This window comes from Bifidobacterium asteroides (genome assembly GCF_003202755.1).
GTDB lineage: Bacteria > Actinomycetota > Actinomycetes > Actinomycetales > Bifidobacteriaceae > Bombiscardovia > Bombiscardovia asteroides_F.
Genome location: NZ_QGLK01000004.1, coordinates 339429 through 357634 on the forward strand (window position 1 = coordinate 339429; position 18206 = coordinate 357634).

19 protein-coding genes are annotated in these 18206 nt (G+C 61.1%); 11 read left to right on the forward strand and 8 right to left on the reverse strand.

The window, feature by feature from the left end; genetic code table 11:
* Positions 1–28: 28 nt before the first annotated feature.
* The 5 genes from DKK74_RS05440 to DKK74_RS05460 form a co-directional block, all read right to left on the reverse strand.
* Positions 29–1015 carry a DUF3027 domain-containing protein gene (locus tag DKK74_RS05440; RefSeq protein ID WP_110413146.1) on the reverse strand — a complete coding sequence of 329 codons (987 nt, stop codon included), beginning with the start codon at positions 1013–1015 and terminating at the stop codon, positions 29–31.
* 68 nt (positions 1016–1083) lie between these two features.
* Entirely contained in the window at positions 1084–1473 is a 390-nt protein-coding gene (locus tag DKK74_RS05445; protein WP_110413147.1) for a cold-shock protein, read from the reverse strand.
* Positions 1474–1559: 86 nt separating this feature from the next.
* Positions 1560–3410, reverse strand: a complete 1851-nt coding sequence (locus DKK74_RS08835; RefSeq protein WP_309146457.1) for a sensor histidine kinase — start codon at positions 3408–3410, stop codon at positions 1560–1562.
* A 94-nt stretch (positions 3411–3504) separates the two neighbouring features.
* Positions 3505–4263, reverse strand: coding sequence for a response regulator transcription factor (locus tag DKK74_RS05455; RefSeq protein WP_110413148.1), 759 nt, complete (start codon positions 4261–4263; stop codon positions 3505–3507).
* Positions 4264–4267: 4 nt separating this feature from the next.
* Positions 4268–5059, reverse strand: a complete 792-nt coding sequence (locus DKK74_RS05460) for a TPM domain-containing protein (RefSeq protein WP_219997355.1) — start codon at positions 5057–5059, stop codon at positions 4268–4270.
* A gap of 69 nt (positions 5060–5128) precedes the next feature.
* On the opposite strand from DKK74_RS05460, the gene DKK74_RS05465 reads away from it, so the two are divergent.
* A complete protein-coding gene (locus DKK74_RS05465; protein ID WP_015022106.1) occupies positions 5129–5422 on the forward strand; it encodes a WXG100 family type VII secretion target in 294 nt (97 codons plus the stop codon).
* A 207-nt stretch (positions 5423–5629) separates the two neighbouring features.
* On the opposite strand, the gene groL is transcribed toward DKK74_RS05465, so the two are convergent.
* The 3 genes from groL to DKK74_RS05480 form a co-directional block, all read right to left on the reverse strand.
* Positions 5630–7249, reverse strand: coding sequence for a chaperonin GroEL (gene groL, locus DKK74_RS05470; protein ID WP_015022107.1), 1620 nt, complete (start codon positions 7247–7249; stop codon positions 5630–5632).
* Positions 7250–7568: 319 nt separating this feature from the next.
* Positions 7569–7772 carry a cold-shock protein gene (locus tag DKK74_RS05475; protein ID WP_015022108.1) on the reverse strand — a complete coding sequence of 68 codons (204 nt, stop codon included), beginning with the start codon at positions 7770–7772 and terminating at the stop codon, positions 7569–7571.
* A 167-nt stretch (positions 7773–7939) separates the two neighbouring features.
* On the reverse strand, positions 7940–8584 hold the full coding sequence (locus DKK74_RS05480) for a LytR C-terminal domain-containing protein (RefSeq protein WP_110413150.1): 645 nt from the start codon (positions 8582–8584) through the stop codon (positions 7940–7942).
* Positions 8585–8734: 150 nt separating this feature from the next.
* On the opposite strand from DKK74_RS05480, the gene DKK74_RS05485 reads away from it, so the two are divergent.
* The 10 genes from DKK74_RS05485 to purB all read left to right on the forward strand — a co-directional run bounded on the left by DKK74_RS05485 (position 8735) and on the right by purB (position 18205).
* On the forward strand, positions 8735–9523 hold the full coding sequence (locus DKK74_RS05485) for a uracil-DNA glycosylase (RefSeq protein WP_258334469.1): 789 nt from the start codon (positions 8735–8737) through the stop codon (positions 9521–9523).
* A 45-nt stretch (positions 9524–9568) separates the two neighbouring features.
* Positions 9569–10624: an AAA family ATPase gene (locus DKK74_RS05490; RefSeq protein ID WP_375537558.1), complete on the forward strand. Its 1056-nt coding sequence runs from the start codon at positions 9569–9571 to the stop codon at positions 10622–10624.
* Positions 10621–11553, forward strand: coding sequence for a DUF58 domain-containing protein (locus DKK74_RS05495; RefSeq protein WP_110413152.1), 933 nt, complete (start codon positions 10621–10623; stop codon positions 11551–11553). The genes DKK74_RS05490 and DKK74_RS05495 overlap by 4 nt, the downstream gene beginning before the upstream one ends.
* Positions 11550–12083, forward strand: coding sequence for a hypothetical protein (locus DKK74_RS05500; RefSeq protein WP_110413153.1), 534 nt, complete (start codon positions 11550–11552; stop codon positions 12081–12083). Before DKK74_RS05495 ends, DKK74_RS05500 begins: the two co-directional genes overlap by 4 nt.
* On the forward strand, positions 12080–13156 hold the full coding sequence (locus tag DKK74_RS05505; RefSeq protein WP_110413154.1) for a vWA domain-containing protein: 1077 nt from the start codon (positions 12080–12082) through the stop codon (positions 13154–13156). The genes DKK74_RS05500 and DKK74_RS05505 overlap by 4 nt, the downstream gene beginning before the upstream one ends.
* Positions 13153–14181: a vWA domain-containing protein gene (locus DKK74_RS05510; RefSeq protein WP_110413155.1), complete on the forward strand. Its 1029-nt coding sequence runs from the start codon at positions 13153–13155 to the stop codon at positions 14179–14181. The genes DKK74_RS05505 and DKK74_RS05510 overlap by 4 nt, the downstream gene beginning before the upstream one ends.
* Positions 14178–14729 (forward strand): DUF6466 family protein, encoded by a 552-nt coding sequence (locus DKK74_RS05515; protein WP_110413156.1) that lies wholly within the window; start codon positions 14178–14180, stop codon positions 14727–14729. Before DKK74_RS05510 ends, DKK74_RS05515 begins: the two co-directional genes overlap by 4 nt.
* Positions 14730–14937: 208 nt before the next feature.
* Complete coding sequence (locus tag DKK74_RS05520; protein WP_110413157.1) at positions 14938–15264, forward strand: hypothetical protein; 327 nt, start codon at positions 14938–14940, stop codon at positions 15262–15264.
* Entirely contained in the window at positions 15261–16688 is a 1428-nt protein-coding gene (locus DKK74_RS05525) for a PGAP1-like alpha/beta domain-containing protein (RefSeq protein ID WP_110413158.1), read from the forward strand. The genes DKK74_RS05520 and DKK74_RS05525 overlap by 4 nt, the downstream gene beginning before the upstream one ends.
* 71 nt (positions 16689–16759) lie before the next feature.
* Positions 16760–18205 carry an adenylosuccinate lyase gene (gene purB / locus DKK74_RS05530; RefSeq protein WP_110413159.1) on the forward strand — a complete coding sequence of 482 codons (1446 nt, stop codon included), beginning with the start codon at positions 16760–16762 and terminating at the stop codon, positions 18203–18205.
* Position 18206 lies beyond the last annotated feature (1 nt).

Consider the following 18206-nt stretch of genomic DNA (forward strand, 5'->3'; position numbering starts at 1 on the left):
GCGCTCTGAACGCAACGAGGCCTTGGAATCAGTCCCCTGAACCGTCTTCCGACTCCATCTGCTCCATGAGCTCCACCTCAGGGCGCTCCTCGCGTGGCTTCTGCCTGACCACATCAATATGAAGATCGTCATAGGCCGGTTGGGATTGAACCCAAAGATGGGACTCCTCCTGGGGCTCGATCTCAGAATGTTCGCCGCAACCATGATCCAGGGAGACCACGCGACCGTCGTCCGGGCTCCAACGATTCGCGCACACGCCGAACATAGTCCCCAGATCGCCTGCCAGGGGAATCATGAATCCGCAGGTCTCGCATGTCTTGCCCCTGGCCGTTCGGGTCGACAGGGACTTGGGACCGTGCTGACCTTCGTACCAGCGCTTGGCAGTTGTGGCCCTGGCCTCGGCGGTCATCACGTGTCGGCGGCTCAGAGCAAAACGATCGACGGCCTCATCCAGGTCGGCGACAGAGGTCTGTGCGCCAAGAGAAACCTGATCATTCGGTTCCTGCCCTTGAATGTCCTTTTCGTCACCTGAGCGATCTACCAGGCGGAAGACCGCACCATCATTCTCCTGATCGGCACCATCAGCATCAACCGATGCTGATTCTGTCCTGGCTTCTTCGTTGTCTTCGTGAGTCTGAAGACTAGCTTGCGCTGGCTTGTATCCGACTGTCAGCCTGGGATCGTCGGGATCGGTTCCCATGACGTCGGTCACGCTCAGATCCGAGGGCAGCAGGCGATCCTTCCAAGGAACCCATGCCGGAGGCTGAAGGGCCGCATCAGTGGGCACCAGGGACGATTCATCCACAGTCCAGGTATCGGCATCCTCGTCACGGTAAAGGGTAACCGACCATTGCCAGCCCTCGTAGCCCTTGATGGCCGAGGCGAACCGGTAGTCCCAGACTCCATCCCCGATCGGGGTACGGCCGACCAGTTCACCGACCTCATCACTGTCGGCAGCCACGCTCAGAGCCACTCGCCTGGCCAGTTCCTCAGGATCTAGGTCCTCTTGAACCATCTATCACACCTTCATCATCAGTGGGACCGGACAAGACCGATCCACGTCGGATTCCTCTCGCCGTCCACTCAGTCCGGCACATCAAAGTCATCGGCCACAGCCCTCAGGAGGGTGGCCAGCTTGGCGGATTCGGCCCGACCTGGATAGTGGTGCCGACGCAGTCCGTTGCCAGCCGAATCCAGCAGCTTGATCAAATCCTCCACGATGGCGGCCATATCGTCCGGATCAGGTCGCTTGGCGCGCAGGATGGAGGGAGTCGGCCCCATCAGCTTCAGATCCAGGGCCTGGGGCCCCTTGCGGCCCTCCGCCACCGAGAACTCCACCCGGGATCCCTTACGTACGGTGGATACCCCGGCAGGCAGGGCTGATGAGGGCAGGAAGACATCCCCACCTTGTTCATCCGTGATGAACCCGAACCCCCGCTTGGCGTCGTACCACCGTACTCTCCCGCTGGGCATGCTCTGCCACTTCCTTACGTTGCTTCTTGAACAAATATATCCGAAATTAGTCTACCTGACTGGAGCGGGCAGGACGACCCATCTTGTCATAGGCGTACGGGATGGTTGGCGGCAGAATTGGCCTGGTCCTCAACGTGCCCCTGATCCCGGCTGACGCCCTGTGGCATGACGATGGTGAAGGTCAAGCCGCCACCCGGGGTCTGCGAAGCGCAGATGAACCCCTGATGGGCCTTGACAATAGACTGGACGATGGCCAGTCCAAGCCCCGTGCCGCCTTTCTCCCGAGCCCTGGACGGGTCGGCCGTGTAGAAGCGCTCGAACAGCCTGGCCCTGGATTCCTCGGGGACACCTGGCCCGTGGTCAACCACGCGAATGATGGCGTAGTCAGTGCCCACATGGCTGTTCTCTGCCACCTGAATCGCCTCTGTCAGTCGTCCCAGCGAAGATTCAGTGGCCTCCAGCCTTGTCAAATCCGCTGGAGCGATGGTTGCCCTGACAAGGCCCAATCCCACCTGGACCGGGGAATCAGATGGAGTATAGCGGTGAATATTGCCCACGATATTGGTGATCACCTGACGCAAACGGCTGGGGTCGCCAGTCACCTGTACCGAGGGCAGAGATCCCTCCTGAATGTCCAGGCTGACCGATGGGCCCAGGTGCCCGCCCACGGTGATTTTCTCCTTGTTGCGTCCCTTGAGGCCTGGCAGTCCCTTGTTGGCCGTAGCTTGCATTTCCTGAGGGGCAGGCTGATCCTCGGTATGCAGGCAAACCTTTCCTGTAGCCACATCTCTATCCGGGTCCAGGGCATGCAGGTCATCCACTCCGTCCCGCACCAGTCCAGTCAGATCGACCGACAGGGTCGGGTCGATCCCCCTGCCCTCATCCAGACGAGCAAGCGAAAGCAGATCCGTAACCAGGACCGTCATCCTGGTGGAAGAATCCTCGATGTGCCGAATGGACTTATCGGCACGCTCCAAAGCCCCTGGATAGTCGCGCTGCATCCTGTAGAGCTCTGCATAGCCGTGGATGGCGGCCAGAGGGGTACGCAGCTCGTGGCTAGCATCCGAAACGAACTGCTTCATCTTTTCAGTGGTCTGGCGCTGCTCGTCGAAGGAATGCTCGATTCGTGCCAGCATGGCATTGAGGGATGCCGCCAAGGAGCCCACCTCGGTATTTTCTGGGAAGCTGGGAATGCGTTGGGAAAGGTCGCCGGCCGCTATCTTTGCAGCAGTCTTCTCGATGCGCTTGAGGGGAACCAGAGTGGACTGGATCAGCAGGACCGAGATAATCCCGCCCAGAAGAACCACCACGGCGGAGATGACCATGCAGAAAGCCGTCAGATCGTGTACAGCCTCATCCTGGTCGCTCATGGACAAACCGATGAAGAGTACGCCGCTGATTTCGGACCCGTCCAGTTCATTGCGCAACTTCCACTGCATGGCAACCACACGCCAGGAGGCCCGGGCTCGCTTCATGGTGTCGCGGTCTGGCGAGGCTTGTTTAGAGATCCGCACGTATGCTGGTACCGTGGTCGGCTGGCCAAGGGGTATCGAGTCCATGCTGCCGTCGGCAGGCAGACGCGGGCGGGAGATGACCCCGTTGACCTGCATGGGATTCAGATCGTCCGAAATGATATGCAGGTCGTCGTCACGGATCTGCAGGAAGTAGTCGGTGGGGCCCAGGCCGTTCTTGCTCAGATCCTCCTGACGCAAAAGGGTGGCATTGCGGATTCCCAGATTGGCCTGGCGGATCAGCTGCGAGTCCGTGCGCTTCATCAGGTAGTCGTCGGCCATCTGGCAGATTGCTACAGAAACGCCTACCGTACCCACGATGAGCAGGATGAGCATGCTGGCCACAAGTTTGGTACTTAAGGGAATCGCAGCCAGAGGCGACCTGGGCATAGACCTGCCCCGCGGCTTGTTGGCGTCGGCTCTCATGCCGGAGTCCGAACCCTTGAACGACCTGGACCTGTCAGCCGACCTCGGGTCGGGAACAGCCGACTGTTCTGTCTTAGGGGTCGGACTCTGGGGACTAGTCGCCATCGCCGCCGTCCGATGCGTTCTGCTTGGGTGCCCGGATCATATAGCCGATTCCTCGCTTGGTCTCGATCAACGGGATGACCTTGTGTTCCCGGCCATGCCCGTCGCTGACGGTGATACCATCCACCTTCTTGCGCAGGTAGGAGATGTAGGATTCCACAATGGCCGCATCGCCGCCCCAGTCGTACTGCCAGACGTGGTCCAGAATCTGGGCCTTGCTGAGCACGCGACCTTCATTGTCCATTAAGTAGCGTAGCAGCTTGTATTCGGTCGGGCTCAGGTCGATTGGTCGGCCAGCCCTGGTGACGTCATGGGAATCCTCGTTGATCTCCAGATCGCCCACGCGGATGATCGGGTCGTCCTCCTGATGCTCGCGGGTTCTGCGCAGTATGGCCTTGATTCTGGCCACGACCTCCTCCAGGCTGAAGGGTTTGGTCACGTAATCGTCACCGCCCACAGTCAGCCCCATGACCTTGTCCTGGGTGTCATCCCTGGCCGTCAGGAAGAGCACCGGCGCATCGATTCCCTCCTGACGGATACGGGAGGTGACTGTGAACCCATCGATGTCAGGCAGCATGACATCCAGGACGATCAGATCGGGCTGGATGCGCTCAATGACCTGAATGGCCTCGGAGCCGGACGCTGCGGTCTCAACCGCAAAGCCCGCGAAGTGCAGGGAAGCCACCAGCAGATCCCTGATGGACGGTTCGTCGTCGACCACGACCAGTTGTGCTTGCGTCGGTTTGCTCATGGCTTCAGCTTGCCGCCTCTTTCTGGGTATTGTCTGAAAGTTCGCTGACCGTCTCTGCCGGGCGTGATTTCTTCTTCACTGAACTGGACCTGCGATGATGAGCCCCGCTTCGGCTGCTGCGACGCCACCAAATCGTAACGGCTATACCCAGAACGACCAGGACCACAACCGTTACCGAAAGAGCGATGATCATGACCCGGTGATGTCTGTGGTTTTGGTCAAGAGTCTCCACTTGGGTCATCATGGCTTTGGCCGAGCCCACCCAGTCAGGATTGCGGCTTTTGGTGACCGGCTCCAGAGCAGCCTGCGAGAGCTGATCCACGCTGGATTGGTCCTTGAGCCAGGCCTGCGAGTTGCTGGAGACTGCCACCACCAATTTGCCGTCCTGAGAGGCCACGGCCAGCATAACCGTGTCTTGGGCAGGCTTCATCGATTCGAGCACCCGGGATGCCCAGATCTCCGGCTTGACGCCCTCATAGAAATGCGGCAAGTAGAGCAGTCGGACCGATACCCCTGTTTGCTCTGCAGTCTCCTTGATCGCATCCTTGACGGATCCTACATCCGAGCCCAGCAGATTCTGTGGATCAGTGATCGTGTCGGTCATGGTTCCGGCCCCGGTCTGAGGCTCATCAGCAAAGACCCTGGTCGGTCCAAGGGCGCTCGTCATCAAAACCATCAAAAGCAGGAAAGCCAGAACCCGCCCCATGACCGGAGCGCAGCCCGGACTCGCCTTGTGGAGGAAGACTCGTTCGACCACATGGATCCGTGGACGGGGCAACTGCGTGAACACTGTCATAGTGTCCACAGTAGCGGCTGACGGCATCGGACTCCCCCACCATCACCGCCATTCACGGAAAGGACAACCATGACACGGTTCCAAGTTGATTCAGATCAGATACAGACCGCCTCCGGCGCAGTCAGCGGCTCGATAGGGGCCATCAGAGATGCCGTGGCGGGAATGTACACCAACCTGGACAATCTCCAAAGTGTCTGGCAAGGCTCGGCGGCCAGCCAATTCGCCACAGTGGCCCAGCAGTGGCGCGCCTCTCAAGCCCAGATGGAACAGGCACTTGAAGGCATCCAGGCGGCTTTAACCCAAGCTTCTGCTCTCTATGCAGATACGGAAGCCCAGGCCACACGCCTCTTCGCCGGAGCCTGAGCACCGGACCGATGTGCTGGCAGCTCAAAGCTATTTGACCATGGCATATCGGGCCCAGATCTGGCAAGCATCTGGAAAGACAGAACAGACGATAAACGAAAGCAGACCATAAAAGAAACGGGGGCCTGCGCACCATTGCCCGGTGCGCAGGCCCCCGTCCTTGGCGATCACTAGGTTCAGCCGAAAGCCCGGCCGAACCTTAAAGGATCAGTAGCCCATGTCGCCCTGGGGCTGAGCGGCGGCAGGTGCCGGAGGCTCAGGCTTGTTGGCCACGACAGCCTCGGTGGTCAGGAAGAGCCCGGCGATGGAGGCTGCGTTCTGCAACGCGGAACGAGTCACCTTGACGGGGTCGGCCACGCCTGCTTCCAGCAGGTCCTGGTACTCGTTATTGGCGGCGTTGAAGCCCTGACCAGCAGGCAGCGAACGGACCTTGTTGATGACCACGTCACCGGAGACGCCGCTGTTCTCGGCGATCTGCTTGATCGGGGCCTCGATGGCGCGGAAGACGATGGAGGCGCCGGTGGATTCGTCGCCATCCAGCTTGACATCCTTCTCAGCCTTGGCAGCGGCCTGAACCAGAGCCACGCCACCTCCGGGCAGCAGGCCCTCTTCGATGGCGGCCTTGGCGTTACGGACAGCATCCTCGATGCGGTGCTTACGCTCCTTGGCCTCGACCTCGGTGGCTGCGCCGACCTTGATGACGGCCACGCCGCCGGCCAGCTTGGCCAGCCGCTCCTGCAGCTTCTCGCGGTCGTAGTCGGAATCGGTGTTCTCGATCTCGGTGCGGATCTGGCCCACGCGGGCGGAGACCTCGTCCTTGGAACCGCCACCGGAGACGATGGTGGTCTCGTCCTTGGAGACGATGACCTTCTTGGCGGTGCCCAGCACGCTCATGTCGATGGAGTCCAGCTTGAGACCAAGCTCATCGGAGACAACCTGTGCACCGGTCAGGATGGCCATATCCTGCAGCATGGCCTTGCGGCGGTCGCCGAAGCCAGGAGCCTTGACAGCGCAGGAGTTGAAGGTGCCGCGGATCTTGTTGAGGATCAGGGTAGGCAGCGCCTCGCCGTCCACGTCCTCGGCCACGATCAGCAGGGGCTTGCCGGTCTTCATGACCAGCTCGGCGATGTGAACCACGTCCTGCTGGCTGGAGACCTTGCCCGAGGTCAGCAGAATGTAAGGATCATCCAGAACGGCGGTCTGGTCGTCGTTGTTGGTGACGAAGTAAGGAGCGATGTAGCCCTTGTCGAAACGCATGCCCTCGGTGAATTCCAGGTCCAGGCCGAAGCGGTTATTGTCCTCAACAGTGACCACGCCATCCTGGCCGACCTTGTCCAGAGCCTCGGCGATTTCATTGCCGATCTCGGGGTCACCTGCAGAAATGGTGGCAGTGGCAGCAATCTGGTCCTTGGTCTCGACTTCCTTGGACTGGGCCACGAGTTCCTTGACGATGGCGTCAGCAGCCTTCTCGATGCCGCGGCGCAGGGCGATGGGGTTGGACCCGGCGGCCACGTTCTTCAGACCCTCATGCACCAGGGCCTGGGCCAGCACAGTCGCAGTGGTGGTGCCGTCTCCTGCGACATCGTCAGTCTTCTTGGCGACTTCCTTGACCAGCTCGGCGCCGATGCGCTCGTAAGGATCCTCCAGGTCGATCTCCTTGGCGATAGAGACGCCATCGTTAGTGATGGTCGGTGCGCCGTAGGACTTGTCCAGCACCACATTGCGGCCCTTGGGGCCCAGCGTGACCTTGACCGTGTCGGCCAGCTTGTCCAGGCCGGCAAGCATGCCCTGACGAGCTTCCTCGTCATACTCGATGATTTTTGCCATTGTTGCTTCCTCCGTCATGGCTTGAGGTTTTATAACCCACCGTCGGCGTGGAATGGAACCCGATCGTCAGCTATCGTGTTATCACTCCCGCACCTCGAGTGCTAATTCAGCAGATTAGCACTCGCTGGGGCCGAGTGCCAACCCGAAGGGAAAATACGCTGCAGGCTGTATGTCATATCAGACTTAACTTATCGGCCGCGTCTGCAGACAATCCATATCCTGCACAATCTTGGCTCAGCGTCTGGATATTGTCTAAGGAGTCATAAAAAGGGACCCCGGAATAACCCGGGGTCCCCATGACGAATACAGAAGACGACAATCAGAGCTTGGTGACCTTGGTTGCCTGCAGACCCTTGGGGCCCTGCTCCACCTGATATTCGACCTTATCTCCCTCATCAAGGGTCTTGAAACCATCGGACTGAATGGCTGAGTAGTGCACGAACACGTCCTCGCCGCCATCGTCAGGATTGATGAATCCGTAACCCTTGCCAGCGCTGAAGAATTTCACAGTGCCTTGTGCCATAACTAACTTCCTTAACATAGGTGCCGCGTCACAACAGATACGAGACTGACCGCATCTGCCTGGTCGGCAAAGTCAGTTTAGGCCTATTTATGAAGCAATTGCAAAACGCCGAGCCGAAATTCTGAATGTTTTGCCGTCGTATTTCCCCGCTGTCCGGCTGACCGGACTCACTGCATGAGGATGGCTTCCACCGGAGCGGAAGCCACAGAGGACTGTTCCACCTGAGTGATACCCAGCAGGTTGGCCACCTCTTGGGCCGTGGCCTTGTCGGCCTCGTCACGGTAGCGGACCGTGCTTACGCCAGGCAGTGCATCTTGCGGGTTGGATGCCGTGACCGCAGTGTAACCGGCATTGACCAGTACCTGGCGCTTCTTGCCGGCATACCCGTTGGCCCTGGTTCCATTGATGACGGTAACCTGCGTGCCCCGGTTGACCACGGGAGCCGGGCTGCTGCTGGAAGCGCTCGCTGAAGGCGACTGGGAGGAAGGCTCAGAAGTTTGTTCTTGGGAGGCTTGATCAGTAGCGGTCGCACTGCTTGAAGCGGAAGAAGATGCTGAACGCTTCGGCAGGTGGCTGCTGATGACCCGGGAGGCTTCAGTATGCGTCTGCTGCCAGGGCAGGGAACCGCTGACCGCAGCCCATACACCCAGACCACACAGCACCGCCAAGACAACCACCAGCAGGTAGGGCAGAACCCTGATCGACAGGGAACGAGGCCCGCGATGTACGCCGACTGGCCCCTTGGGAGGGTTGTCGAACGCATCATGAACCTGAGGGCGCGCCTGCGTCCCATTGTCGCGCGTGCTAGCCATGAACTCTCCTCTGCTCCACCGGATCCTGAACCATTATAAGTAATGCGTTGTCGGGTCAACATTCAACCGACCATTCAACGTCCTCCGCCAACCCTGAAATGGCTGAAGCAGTCATGACCGCCCCATATCACCAAGCGATATAGTGACCTTATGAACAGCAGCCAGCCTATTGCCGCAACCTCCCCTGAGCCGACGAACCGAACCGGTACCAACCCTCCGACCATAGCAGGAGGCCAGGGCCGGCCCCACCGCAAACCTCTGAGCGCCCTGGTGGATCCCGGCTGGGCCCGTGCTCTGGCACCTGTCGAACCCAACATTCACCGGATGGGCGACTTCCTCAGATCCGAGCTGGCCCAGGGCCACCGCTATCTGCCTGCCAGCAAGAACATTCTGCGCGCCTTCACAATCCCCTTCGACTCCATCAAGGTCCTGATCGTGGGTCAGGATCCATACCCGACTCCCGGGCATCCGGTGGGACTGAGTTTCTGTGTGGACCCTGCAGTCAGCCCCATCCCCGGCTCCCTGCGCAATATCTACGCCGAGCTGAGCGCCGACCTGGGTCTGCCCACGCCTTCCAATGGCGATCTGACGCCTTGGACCAGGCGAGGGGTCATGCTGCTCAACCGCTGTCTGACTGTACAGGTTGGTAAGCCGGCCAGCCACCGGAACAAGGGCTGGGAAGAGATCACCGACGCAGCCATCCGTGCCCTGAACGACAGACGCGACGAGGAGGGCAAGGTCCGCCCCCTGGTGGCCATTCTTTGGGGGCGACAGGCCCAGAGCCTAGAGCCCCTACTGACCAACGCAGCCATTATCAAATCCCCGCATCCCAGTCCCCTATCGGCCCGGTATGGCTTCTTTGGATCCCGCCCATTCTCCAAGGCCAACCAAGCACTGGAGGCCATGGGCGCCCAGCCGTTGGACTGGTCCCTGACCTGAGTCCTGCTGGCTGAGTCGTCAGGAAATGCCGTTACCATGTCTGCTATGGCATTATTCCCACCTCGACCCAGTCAGTCCCCATCTGTTCAGCCCAGTCAGGACCGGCAGGTTCCGCCAATCAGTCAGGATGACCTGCAACGTTGCCGTCAGTTGGCCGACCGGATCCGGACCCGCTTTTCAAGGACTCTGGTAGGTCAGGAGAACCTGCGCGAGGCCCTGATCCTGACGCTGGTGGCCTCTGGACACATTCTGATTGAATCCGTGCCCGGTCTGGCCAAGACCACTGCCGCCCAGACCCTGGCTACCTCGGTCTCCGGCAGCTTTAAACGGATCCAGTGCACACCCGACCTGATGCCCTCGGATCTGGTAGGCACCCAGGTCTACGACTTCTCCACACAGCGCTTCTCCACACAGCTGGGCCCAATTCACGCCAACTTCGTCCTTTTGGACGAGATCAACCGCTCCAACGCCAAGACCCAGTCGGCCATGCTGGAAGCCATGGCCGAAGGCGCGACCACCATCGGCGGTGAACGCATAGCCCTGCCCCAGCCCTTCATGGTGATCGCCACTCAGAACCCCATCGAAGAAGAGGGCACATACAACCTGCCCGAAGCCCAGATGGACCGGTTCATGCTCAAGGCAGTCATGACCTATCCCGATGCGGACCAGGAGACCCGCATGCTGCAGATGCTGACCACCCGTGGCACCGACATGCCCGGCAAGGACGATCGAGACGCACTGACCATCGCCGATGTGGACTTCCTGAGGCAGAAGGCCCGGCAAGTTCACGTGGCACAGCCCATCATGCGATATGCAGTCGATCTGGCAGCCACCAGCAGGGGTGCTGGTTCGCGGCCCATCCAAGGGCTGGCCGAGCAGGTGAGACTGGGAGCCAGTCCACGCGCCTCCATCGCCCTGGTGCGCATCGGCCAGGCCAGAGCCCTGCTGACGGGCAGAAATTACGTCATTCCCGAGGATCTGAAAGACTGGGCCCATTCGGTGCTCCGCCACCGGATCCTCTTGACCTTTGAGGCCCAGGCCGACGGCATCAGCAGCGACGATATCATCGACCAGATCGTCGACAGGGTGCCAGTGCCATGAGCCGTCGACGCCCGTATCGCGACCCGGTCCGCAGACGGATCGAGTCCTTGGACACAAGTCTGCGGCTTCCTACGGTACGCAGGGCCTTAGGTCTGTTAGAGGGCGAGCACTCCTCTGGCCGTCGCGGCGGCGGAGATGAGCGTGCTGACTTACGCGCCTATGAGTTCGGAGATGAGACCCGCATGATCGACTGGCACGCCAGTGCACGTGTGGGTCGGCCCATGGTGGTGGAGCGCGAACGTCTGGTCACCAGCAAGGTCTGGTTGCTGCTGGATGTCGGCCGAGAGATGTCCGGAACATGTCCTGACGGGGAGCAGGCCATCCAGGTGGCCGCCAATGCCCTGTGTATGTTCGCCTCCCTCTGCCTGCGCCGCAGCGATGAGGTGGACCTGGTCCTGGTCGATTCAACTGCTATCCGCCGCATACCCTGCCAGGGTGGCCTCGCCCGATTCGAGCAGACCCTGGACCGAGCTCTGGAGTCGCCGTTGGATCAACCACGCAACCTTGAAGCCCTGCTGGGCTACGCCGCTGGCATCCAGGACCGGCAGGCCATGCTGGTCATCGCCACCGATCAGTCGGCATTGAACGTTGACCTGATGCCGACCATCCGCCAGTTGGCCGCCACACACCCCTTGAATCTTATCGGAGTGGAGACCATGAATCCTCTGCGCCAGCAGCCCGCTATGGACTCGGTAACGGATGCACCCAGCGGAAGGAAGATTCCGGCCTTCCTACGCACTGCGAACGGGACACGGGCTGTGGACCTGCACAGGCGCTACCAGATCGAGGCCTTTGGGAGGGAATTGTCCAGAATCGGAGCCTCGCTGATCCGGGCCGACTCCAGTACAACCATGTTCAACAGGTTCATCCACCTGCTTTCAGCAGGCCGGCCGGGCATCCCCATGCAGCGGACGGTGATGGCGGCATGAATGCTGTCGTCCTGATCCCTCTTACGTCCAGTCATGTCCGAATCAGGGTCATGCCTACCATGACCCAGCCCACCTGGCTGCTGGCCCTGACGGCGACCGCCGTCATACTGGCCTTGGCCCTGATCGCAACGGCCCTTCTCCTGCCCAAGTACCGTCGTCAGCAGGGGGAACATACGGTCCAAGCGAGCTTCGACTCCCGGAATGCGTGGCGTCAGCGGATCGATCAAGTGGTGGCCCAGTACGACAGTGGCCGTCTGGACCGCGACCAAGCCATGACGGCACTGGCCACCATCGCTCGTGGATTCGCTTCCCGCTCCTGGAACAACGATATGAAAACCAAGACTCTAGCTGAAATCAAGGCTCAGCCCCGCACGCCGAGTACCCGGCAGGGCCTTGACCTGCTTCGGCAGACCATAGATGCCCTTTACCCGCCTGAATTTGCCCTCCCCCGGGACAGCGCGGGAACCGACGCCACGGTGAATCAGGCAGCCGACTGGGTACGGGATCTGATCGAACGGTGGCCTCGATGAGCATAGGCAATTTGTCTTGGAGGTGGCCCTGGCTGCCGGTTCTGGCCTTGATCCTGGCCCTGGCGTTCAGCCTGCTGACTTACCGTATGGCGCGTCATGGCAAACCAGATCAGGAACCGGAAGCTCGGGTCTGGACCTTGTACAGCGACTTGGACACCGAGGAGGGCCATGAGGCCCTTCGGCGCTGGCGGCGATTGAACCGTTGCGCTGCGGTCCTGCTCTCTTTGGCCCTGCTGATGGCTCTGAGCCTTGCTGCAAGGCCCGCCCGGGTTGATCGAACCTTGGAGCAAGGCCATAACCGCGATATTGTGCTATGCCTGGACGTGTCCGGGTCCACCCTGCCCTACGACCGGCAGGTTATCGCCTCCTACCTTGATTTGGTCCGCAACTTCCGGGGCGAACGCATGGCTCTGAGCATATTCAACTCCACCTCACGCACCGTCTTCCCTCTGACCGACGACTATGACATGATCACAGCCGAATTGAGCAAGGCGCGGCGGATCCTGGACGGGGTGCAGTCCCAGGACCGCATCGATGCCATGAGCGGACGACAGTACCAGGACATCAGCGACTGGCTGGAGGGTACGCAGAACCGCCGGGACACCACATCCCTGATTGGTGACGGACTGGTGGGCTGCGCCGCGCTCCTGCCGCAATTCGCACCCAGGGACCAGATCAGACCGGCAAAGGCCGACCAACGGTCGAGCTCCCTGGTACTGGCCACCGATAACGTGGTCTCCGGCAAACCCACATACACCCTAGAGGAGGCGCTCAAGCTGACCTCGGCCGCAGGAATCGCGGTGGACGGTCTCTATTCGGGACCGGACCAGGGCACCAAGGATGAAAGCACCCGGCAGATGCAGCGGCTGATCGAAGCGCAGGGCGGCATCTTCCTGCGACGGCAGGATGGCAACTCCATCAACGCGCTTGTCCGCCAGATTGAGCACCGACACGGAGCCGACCCACGTCAACAAGAGCAGTCCAGCCTGGTGGATGCACCCGGCTGGTGGACCTTGGTCCTGGCCCTAGCACTATCGGGATATCTGCTCCTGGCCTGGAGGCTGAAGCGATGAATATACTCAAGTCCCTGACCTTTGAGCCTGCCTTGGGCTGGGTGGCCGGCGGCCTTCTGGCGGGCCTGCTGTTGCTCCTGGCCATAGCGCTGGTCATCCATGGACTGCGCAAGGGGGAGGATACTGACGCCGATCGCTGGGCCCTGACCCGGCGCACCGCCATGGTCCTGATCCTGGCCCTTATGGTCCTGACCCCCAGCACGGTTAGCAAGACCACCAACAAAGCGGTCAACGCTACTGATGTCTTTATTGCGGTTGACATAACCGGATCGATGGCAGTCAAGGATGCCGGATATGGCGATCAGGAAGGAATCAGCCGGCTGGCGGCGGCACGGACAGCCGTCCACGACCTGACGCGCATTTACCCGGATGCCTCCTTCTCGGCCCTGAGCTTCGGTGCCTCAGCCAGCATCGATCTGCCCCTGACCCCCGACGTTCGGGCTGTGGACAACTGGGCCAGGGGACTGGCGACAGAGCCCACATCCAGGTCCGCCGGCTCCAGCCTGGATGCTCCGCTGGATCGCCTGAGCCTGGTCTTGAAACAGACCAAGGACCGGCATCCGGACGACCGAATCCTGCTCTACCTGATCAGCGATGGCGAACAGACCGGGCCTGAAGAACGGCGATCCTTCAGTGTCCTCAGGGAAGGGCTGGATGATGCCTTTGTGCTGGGAACCGGCTCGACCAAGGGCGGCATGGTGCCCCTGAGCTCCGATGCCGGCGGAGGCGATGCCGACGGCTGGGTGACGGACCCCAAGACCGGCCAGCCGGGCATCTCCGCCATGGACCCCAAAACCCTCAAGGCCATTGCCGACGAGATGAGCGGCCACTACCAGGACCTGGCCAAGGGGACCACAGTGGGTGAAGGGGCTACGGCTGCGGCTTCCAAGCGGTACCGGGTGACCAAGGTCGACCAGGTCCGCCTACATGTCACCCCGCTGGTCTGGCCGCTGGCACTGGTGGAGCTGATCCTGATCCTGATCGAGACGGGACTCTGGATCCGCACTTCGAGGAGACTGCTATGAGTAGGAAGTCCCAGCAAGATGCAAGAAGCGGCCGCCGCCTGCGAGTGCGCCTGATTTTGGCTGGCTTGGCCTTGGTTGCAGCCCTGGCCGGAGCCTGGGGCCTGATCAACGTCAAAGCCATCGCCACCTATAACGAGGGCACGCGCGTGCTGAGCACCAACGTTCGACAGGTCCAAAACCCTCAGGCCGATCCAGCATCCATCAAGGCTCTGCAGGACCAGGCCGAGCATCTCTTCGCCCAGGTCGAACGGCCGGGACCCCTGATTCTGCCACAGACCAGGCAGGCTGCCCAGGCCAACCGATCCGCCAACGCTGCGCTGACCAGCCGCACCGAGCGCCTGCTCAAGAAGCAGAAGGCCGATAAGGCCCAAGACGGAAAGGACGGATCCGGCAAGGGCTCCTCCTTAGGACTGACCAAGCAGCAGGAGGCCGAGGTGGAGGATCTGCTTAGACGCAACCAGCAGCAGAGCGAACCGTCTGCATCCCCCACGCCTTCAGGCCAGGCGAGCGACAATAAGGGTCAGGGGAAGAACGTCAAACCCTGGTGACCGGCCGCACATAGCCTTTCGCGCGAGTCATTCCAACGCCTCCTTTCCAGCAAATCGATCCTCATGCAGGCGAACATCTTCCAGCCATCTGACCGACAGAATCAAGAAATAGCGGTAAATCTGTCCACAGCCAGATGAATCGGACCTCATTCGACCACATGGCCCTACTGGGATCATTTCAGGAGGATCGCCATGTTGTAGTAGAGGCATGTATAGGTCATCCTCATCACTGCCCGCCCTGAGCACCTTCCTGGAACAACCCTCCTACCTGGCTGATCCGGACTCAGCTGGATCCTGCCCCTGTCATGCACGGGCAGCCCGCTGTCGGACCTTGCTGTCCGACATGGTACGACAGTCGCGAGCCACTCTGGTCCATCTGAGTGAATTAGCCGACCAGGCTCTGAGGGTCGACTGGCAAGGGCGGGCCGCTGAAGCCTATCGGACCCAGGTGCGGGCCATGGATGCCCTCTGCCAGGATCAGCGTGTCCAGGCAGGGCGCACCTTGGGCCTGATCGATCAAGAGAGCCGGCCATGAAGCGGACGATCACTGCCGCCCCCGACAACCACGGCTATACACGCACCGAGCTGGACCATCTGACCGGCATGGCGGATCGGCTCAACCAGGCAGGTGGTGCCCTGGCCACCATGCAATCCCAATGGGTTCTGACCAATCAGGCCATCCGCAGAACCATGCCGGAGCTGCCAGCCCTTCCTTGCGCACAGGCTTCAGTGCCGCCGCCGGGTCACGCCCATCTGCCCCTGGATCTGATGGTGTCCTTCTGCAATGACCAGGCCCAAGCCTGCGAAGATCTGCGCACCCAGCTCCAGTCTGTGGCCGACAAGCTGACCAAGGCCTATGGGCTGTATTCGCAGGCTGAATCATTAATGGATAGGCTGATGAACTCCCTGATGTCCAAGGCATTGACCGTCTTTCAGCCCATCGCCCCGTTCATGCTGGGATCCATCGGCTTGGGCCTGGGAGCAGCCAAACTGACCGATCACCTGGACGCATCACAACTCCAGGAATTCCTGGAAACCACGGCCAGCATCCAACAACCCCTGCTGAACGCCGTCGCATCCGGCCCGTCCTCGGACCATCATGATCCCATTGGCGGATTGGTTACCGGCCCCGGCCTACTGATGCCTTTGATACTTGCTCATTTCCAGGGTGACCGAGTCGCGATGGATCCTGTTCATCCGCAAGGCAAAGGATTGGTCGAGGCCCATGACATCGCCGGTGCTCTGCACAATCTGGAAACCCTGGGATCCTGCCGGGACGGCATTCCTTACGCCACAGTCGCGGTACAGCGCTATCGAGAGGCCGACGGCAAAGACCACTGGCTGGTCTACATACCCGGCACCAGCTCCCATCTGGACTCCCCCATCGGCTGGGCCCAGAACATCCAGCTCATGAGCGATAAGGCTTCAGTGCGCGACAGGGCGGCCTCCCTGCGTCTGGTGGACCAGGCCATGCAGGATGCAGGGGTGCGCCCGCACGATCCGGTCAGCCTGGTGGGCCATTCCCAGGGTGGCATCGTGGCCGCCACCATGGCCTCAGATCTTTCGGACCGCTACCACTTCGATCACATCGTGACCGTCGGATCACCCATCGCCCATCGCCAGATAGGGGCAGAGACCTGGGTCACCAGCGTGGAGATGCGTGAAGAGCTGGTCTCCAACCTTGATGGAGCCGACAACCCCTCCCGACCCAACCAGCTGACAGTCAGGGGAAGAGCGGGCGGACCTCCCCCTCCAGGCGGCAACCAGACTGGCCGGACAGTGACCACTGCCGTACCCGGCAAGGAATCCACCCACGGCATGGCCTACCAGCAGGCGGCCTGGGCCGATGCCCTGGATCAGAATTCACCAGCAGTACAACGTCAGGACGACCATTTCGCCCATGCCATCGAGGGCGATCTGCAGGAGACTCGCTACTACCGAGGCAGGCTGCGGCAATGAGCGGGACACGCGCGCCACCAGGAGTGTCCATGCCGTTCCTGCTGGTTGACCCGGTCGTCTAGGCTGGAGGCATGAACCTGAGCCGAATCACCCCAGTCATCCCCCTCAATCCCTTGGACGGACGTTACCGCAGACAGACTGCCGATCTGGTGGAATATCTGAGCGAACCTGCCTTGAACCGCGAGCGCATGCGGGTCGAGGTCGAATGGATGATCATGCTGGCCAACGGCTACCAGGGCAACGGCCAGCATCCGGTTCTACCGGGCGTAGAGCCTCTGACCGAGGCAGAACAGGCCTACCTACGAGCCATACCCGAGGATTTCGATGCCGACGGCATCGCCGAACTGGCGGGCATCGAAGCCCAGACCCACCACGATGTCAAAGCTGTGGAATACTACATCGACCGCCGTCTGGAGGCAGCAGCCACAGCACTTGGCCGCGAGTCCCAACTGCCGAGGCTGACACCCTTGGTCCATTTCGCCTGCACCAGCGAGGACATCAACAACCTGGCCTATGCCCGTTGCATCCGAGGCGGAGTCGAACAGGTCTGGCTCCCCAAGGCCACCCGGATCGAGGATCATCTGGCTACCATGGCGGAACAATACCGTGATTTGCCCATGCTCGCCCTGACCCACGGCCAGCCGGCCACACCCACTACCCTGGGCAAGGAGATGGCGGTCTACGTCCACCGACTGCACCGGCAGTTGGACCGGATCCGCAATCAGGACTACATGGGCAAGATGAATGGCGCCACTGGAACCTTTGGCGCCCATCTGGCCGCCCTGCCGCAGGTGGATTGGATCGATCTGACTCGGACTTTCATCGTGGAACGAATGGGCCTGGTCTGGAACCCACTGACCACCCAGATCGAGTCCCACGACTGGCAGGCCGAACTCTTCAGCAACATTGCTCACCTGGGCCGGATCCTGCATAACCTGGCCGTGGATGTCTGGATGTACATCTCCCGCGGCGTCTTCGCCCAGGAACCCGTCAAAGGCGCAACAGGGTCCAGCACCATGCCCCACAAGATCAACCCCATACGCTTCGAGAACGCCGAAGCCAATCTGGAGATCTCAGGAGCCCTGCTGGACACCCTGGCCACCACCCTGACCGAAACCCGCTGGCAGCGGGACCTGACCGACTCCACCACCCAGCGCAACATCGGTTCGGCCCTGGGCTACAGCATGCTGGCTCTGGACAACCTGGACAGCGGCCTGCAGACCATCCACCCTGACAAGGCCCTGATGGCCCGCGAGCTGGACAGTAACTGGGAGGTCCTGGGCGAGCCCATACAGACGGCCATGCGGGCCGCTGGATTGGCTGGACGTACAGGCATGGATCATCCCTATGAGCAGGTCAAAGAGCTGATGCGGGGCAAGAGGATCGGCCGGGAGGATGTCGAGAACTTCATCAATGGCCTTGACCTGGACCAGGACACGGCAAGTCGGCTCAAGGCCTTGACGCCGGCAACCTACACCGGCGCAGCCGGAACCTTGGTGGACTTCGATCGCGACTGAC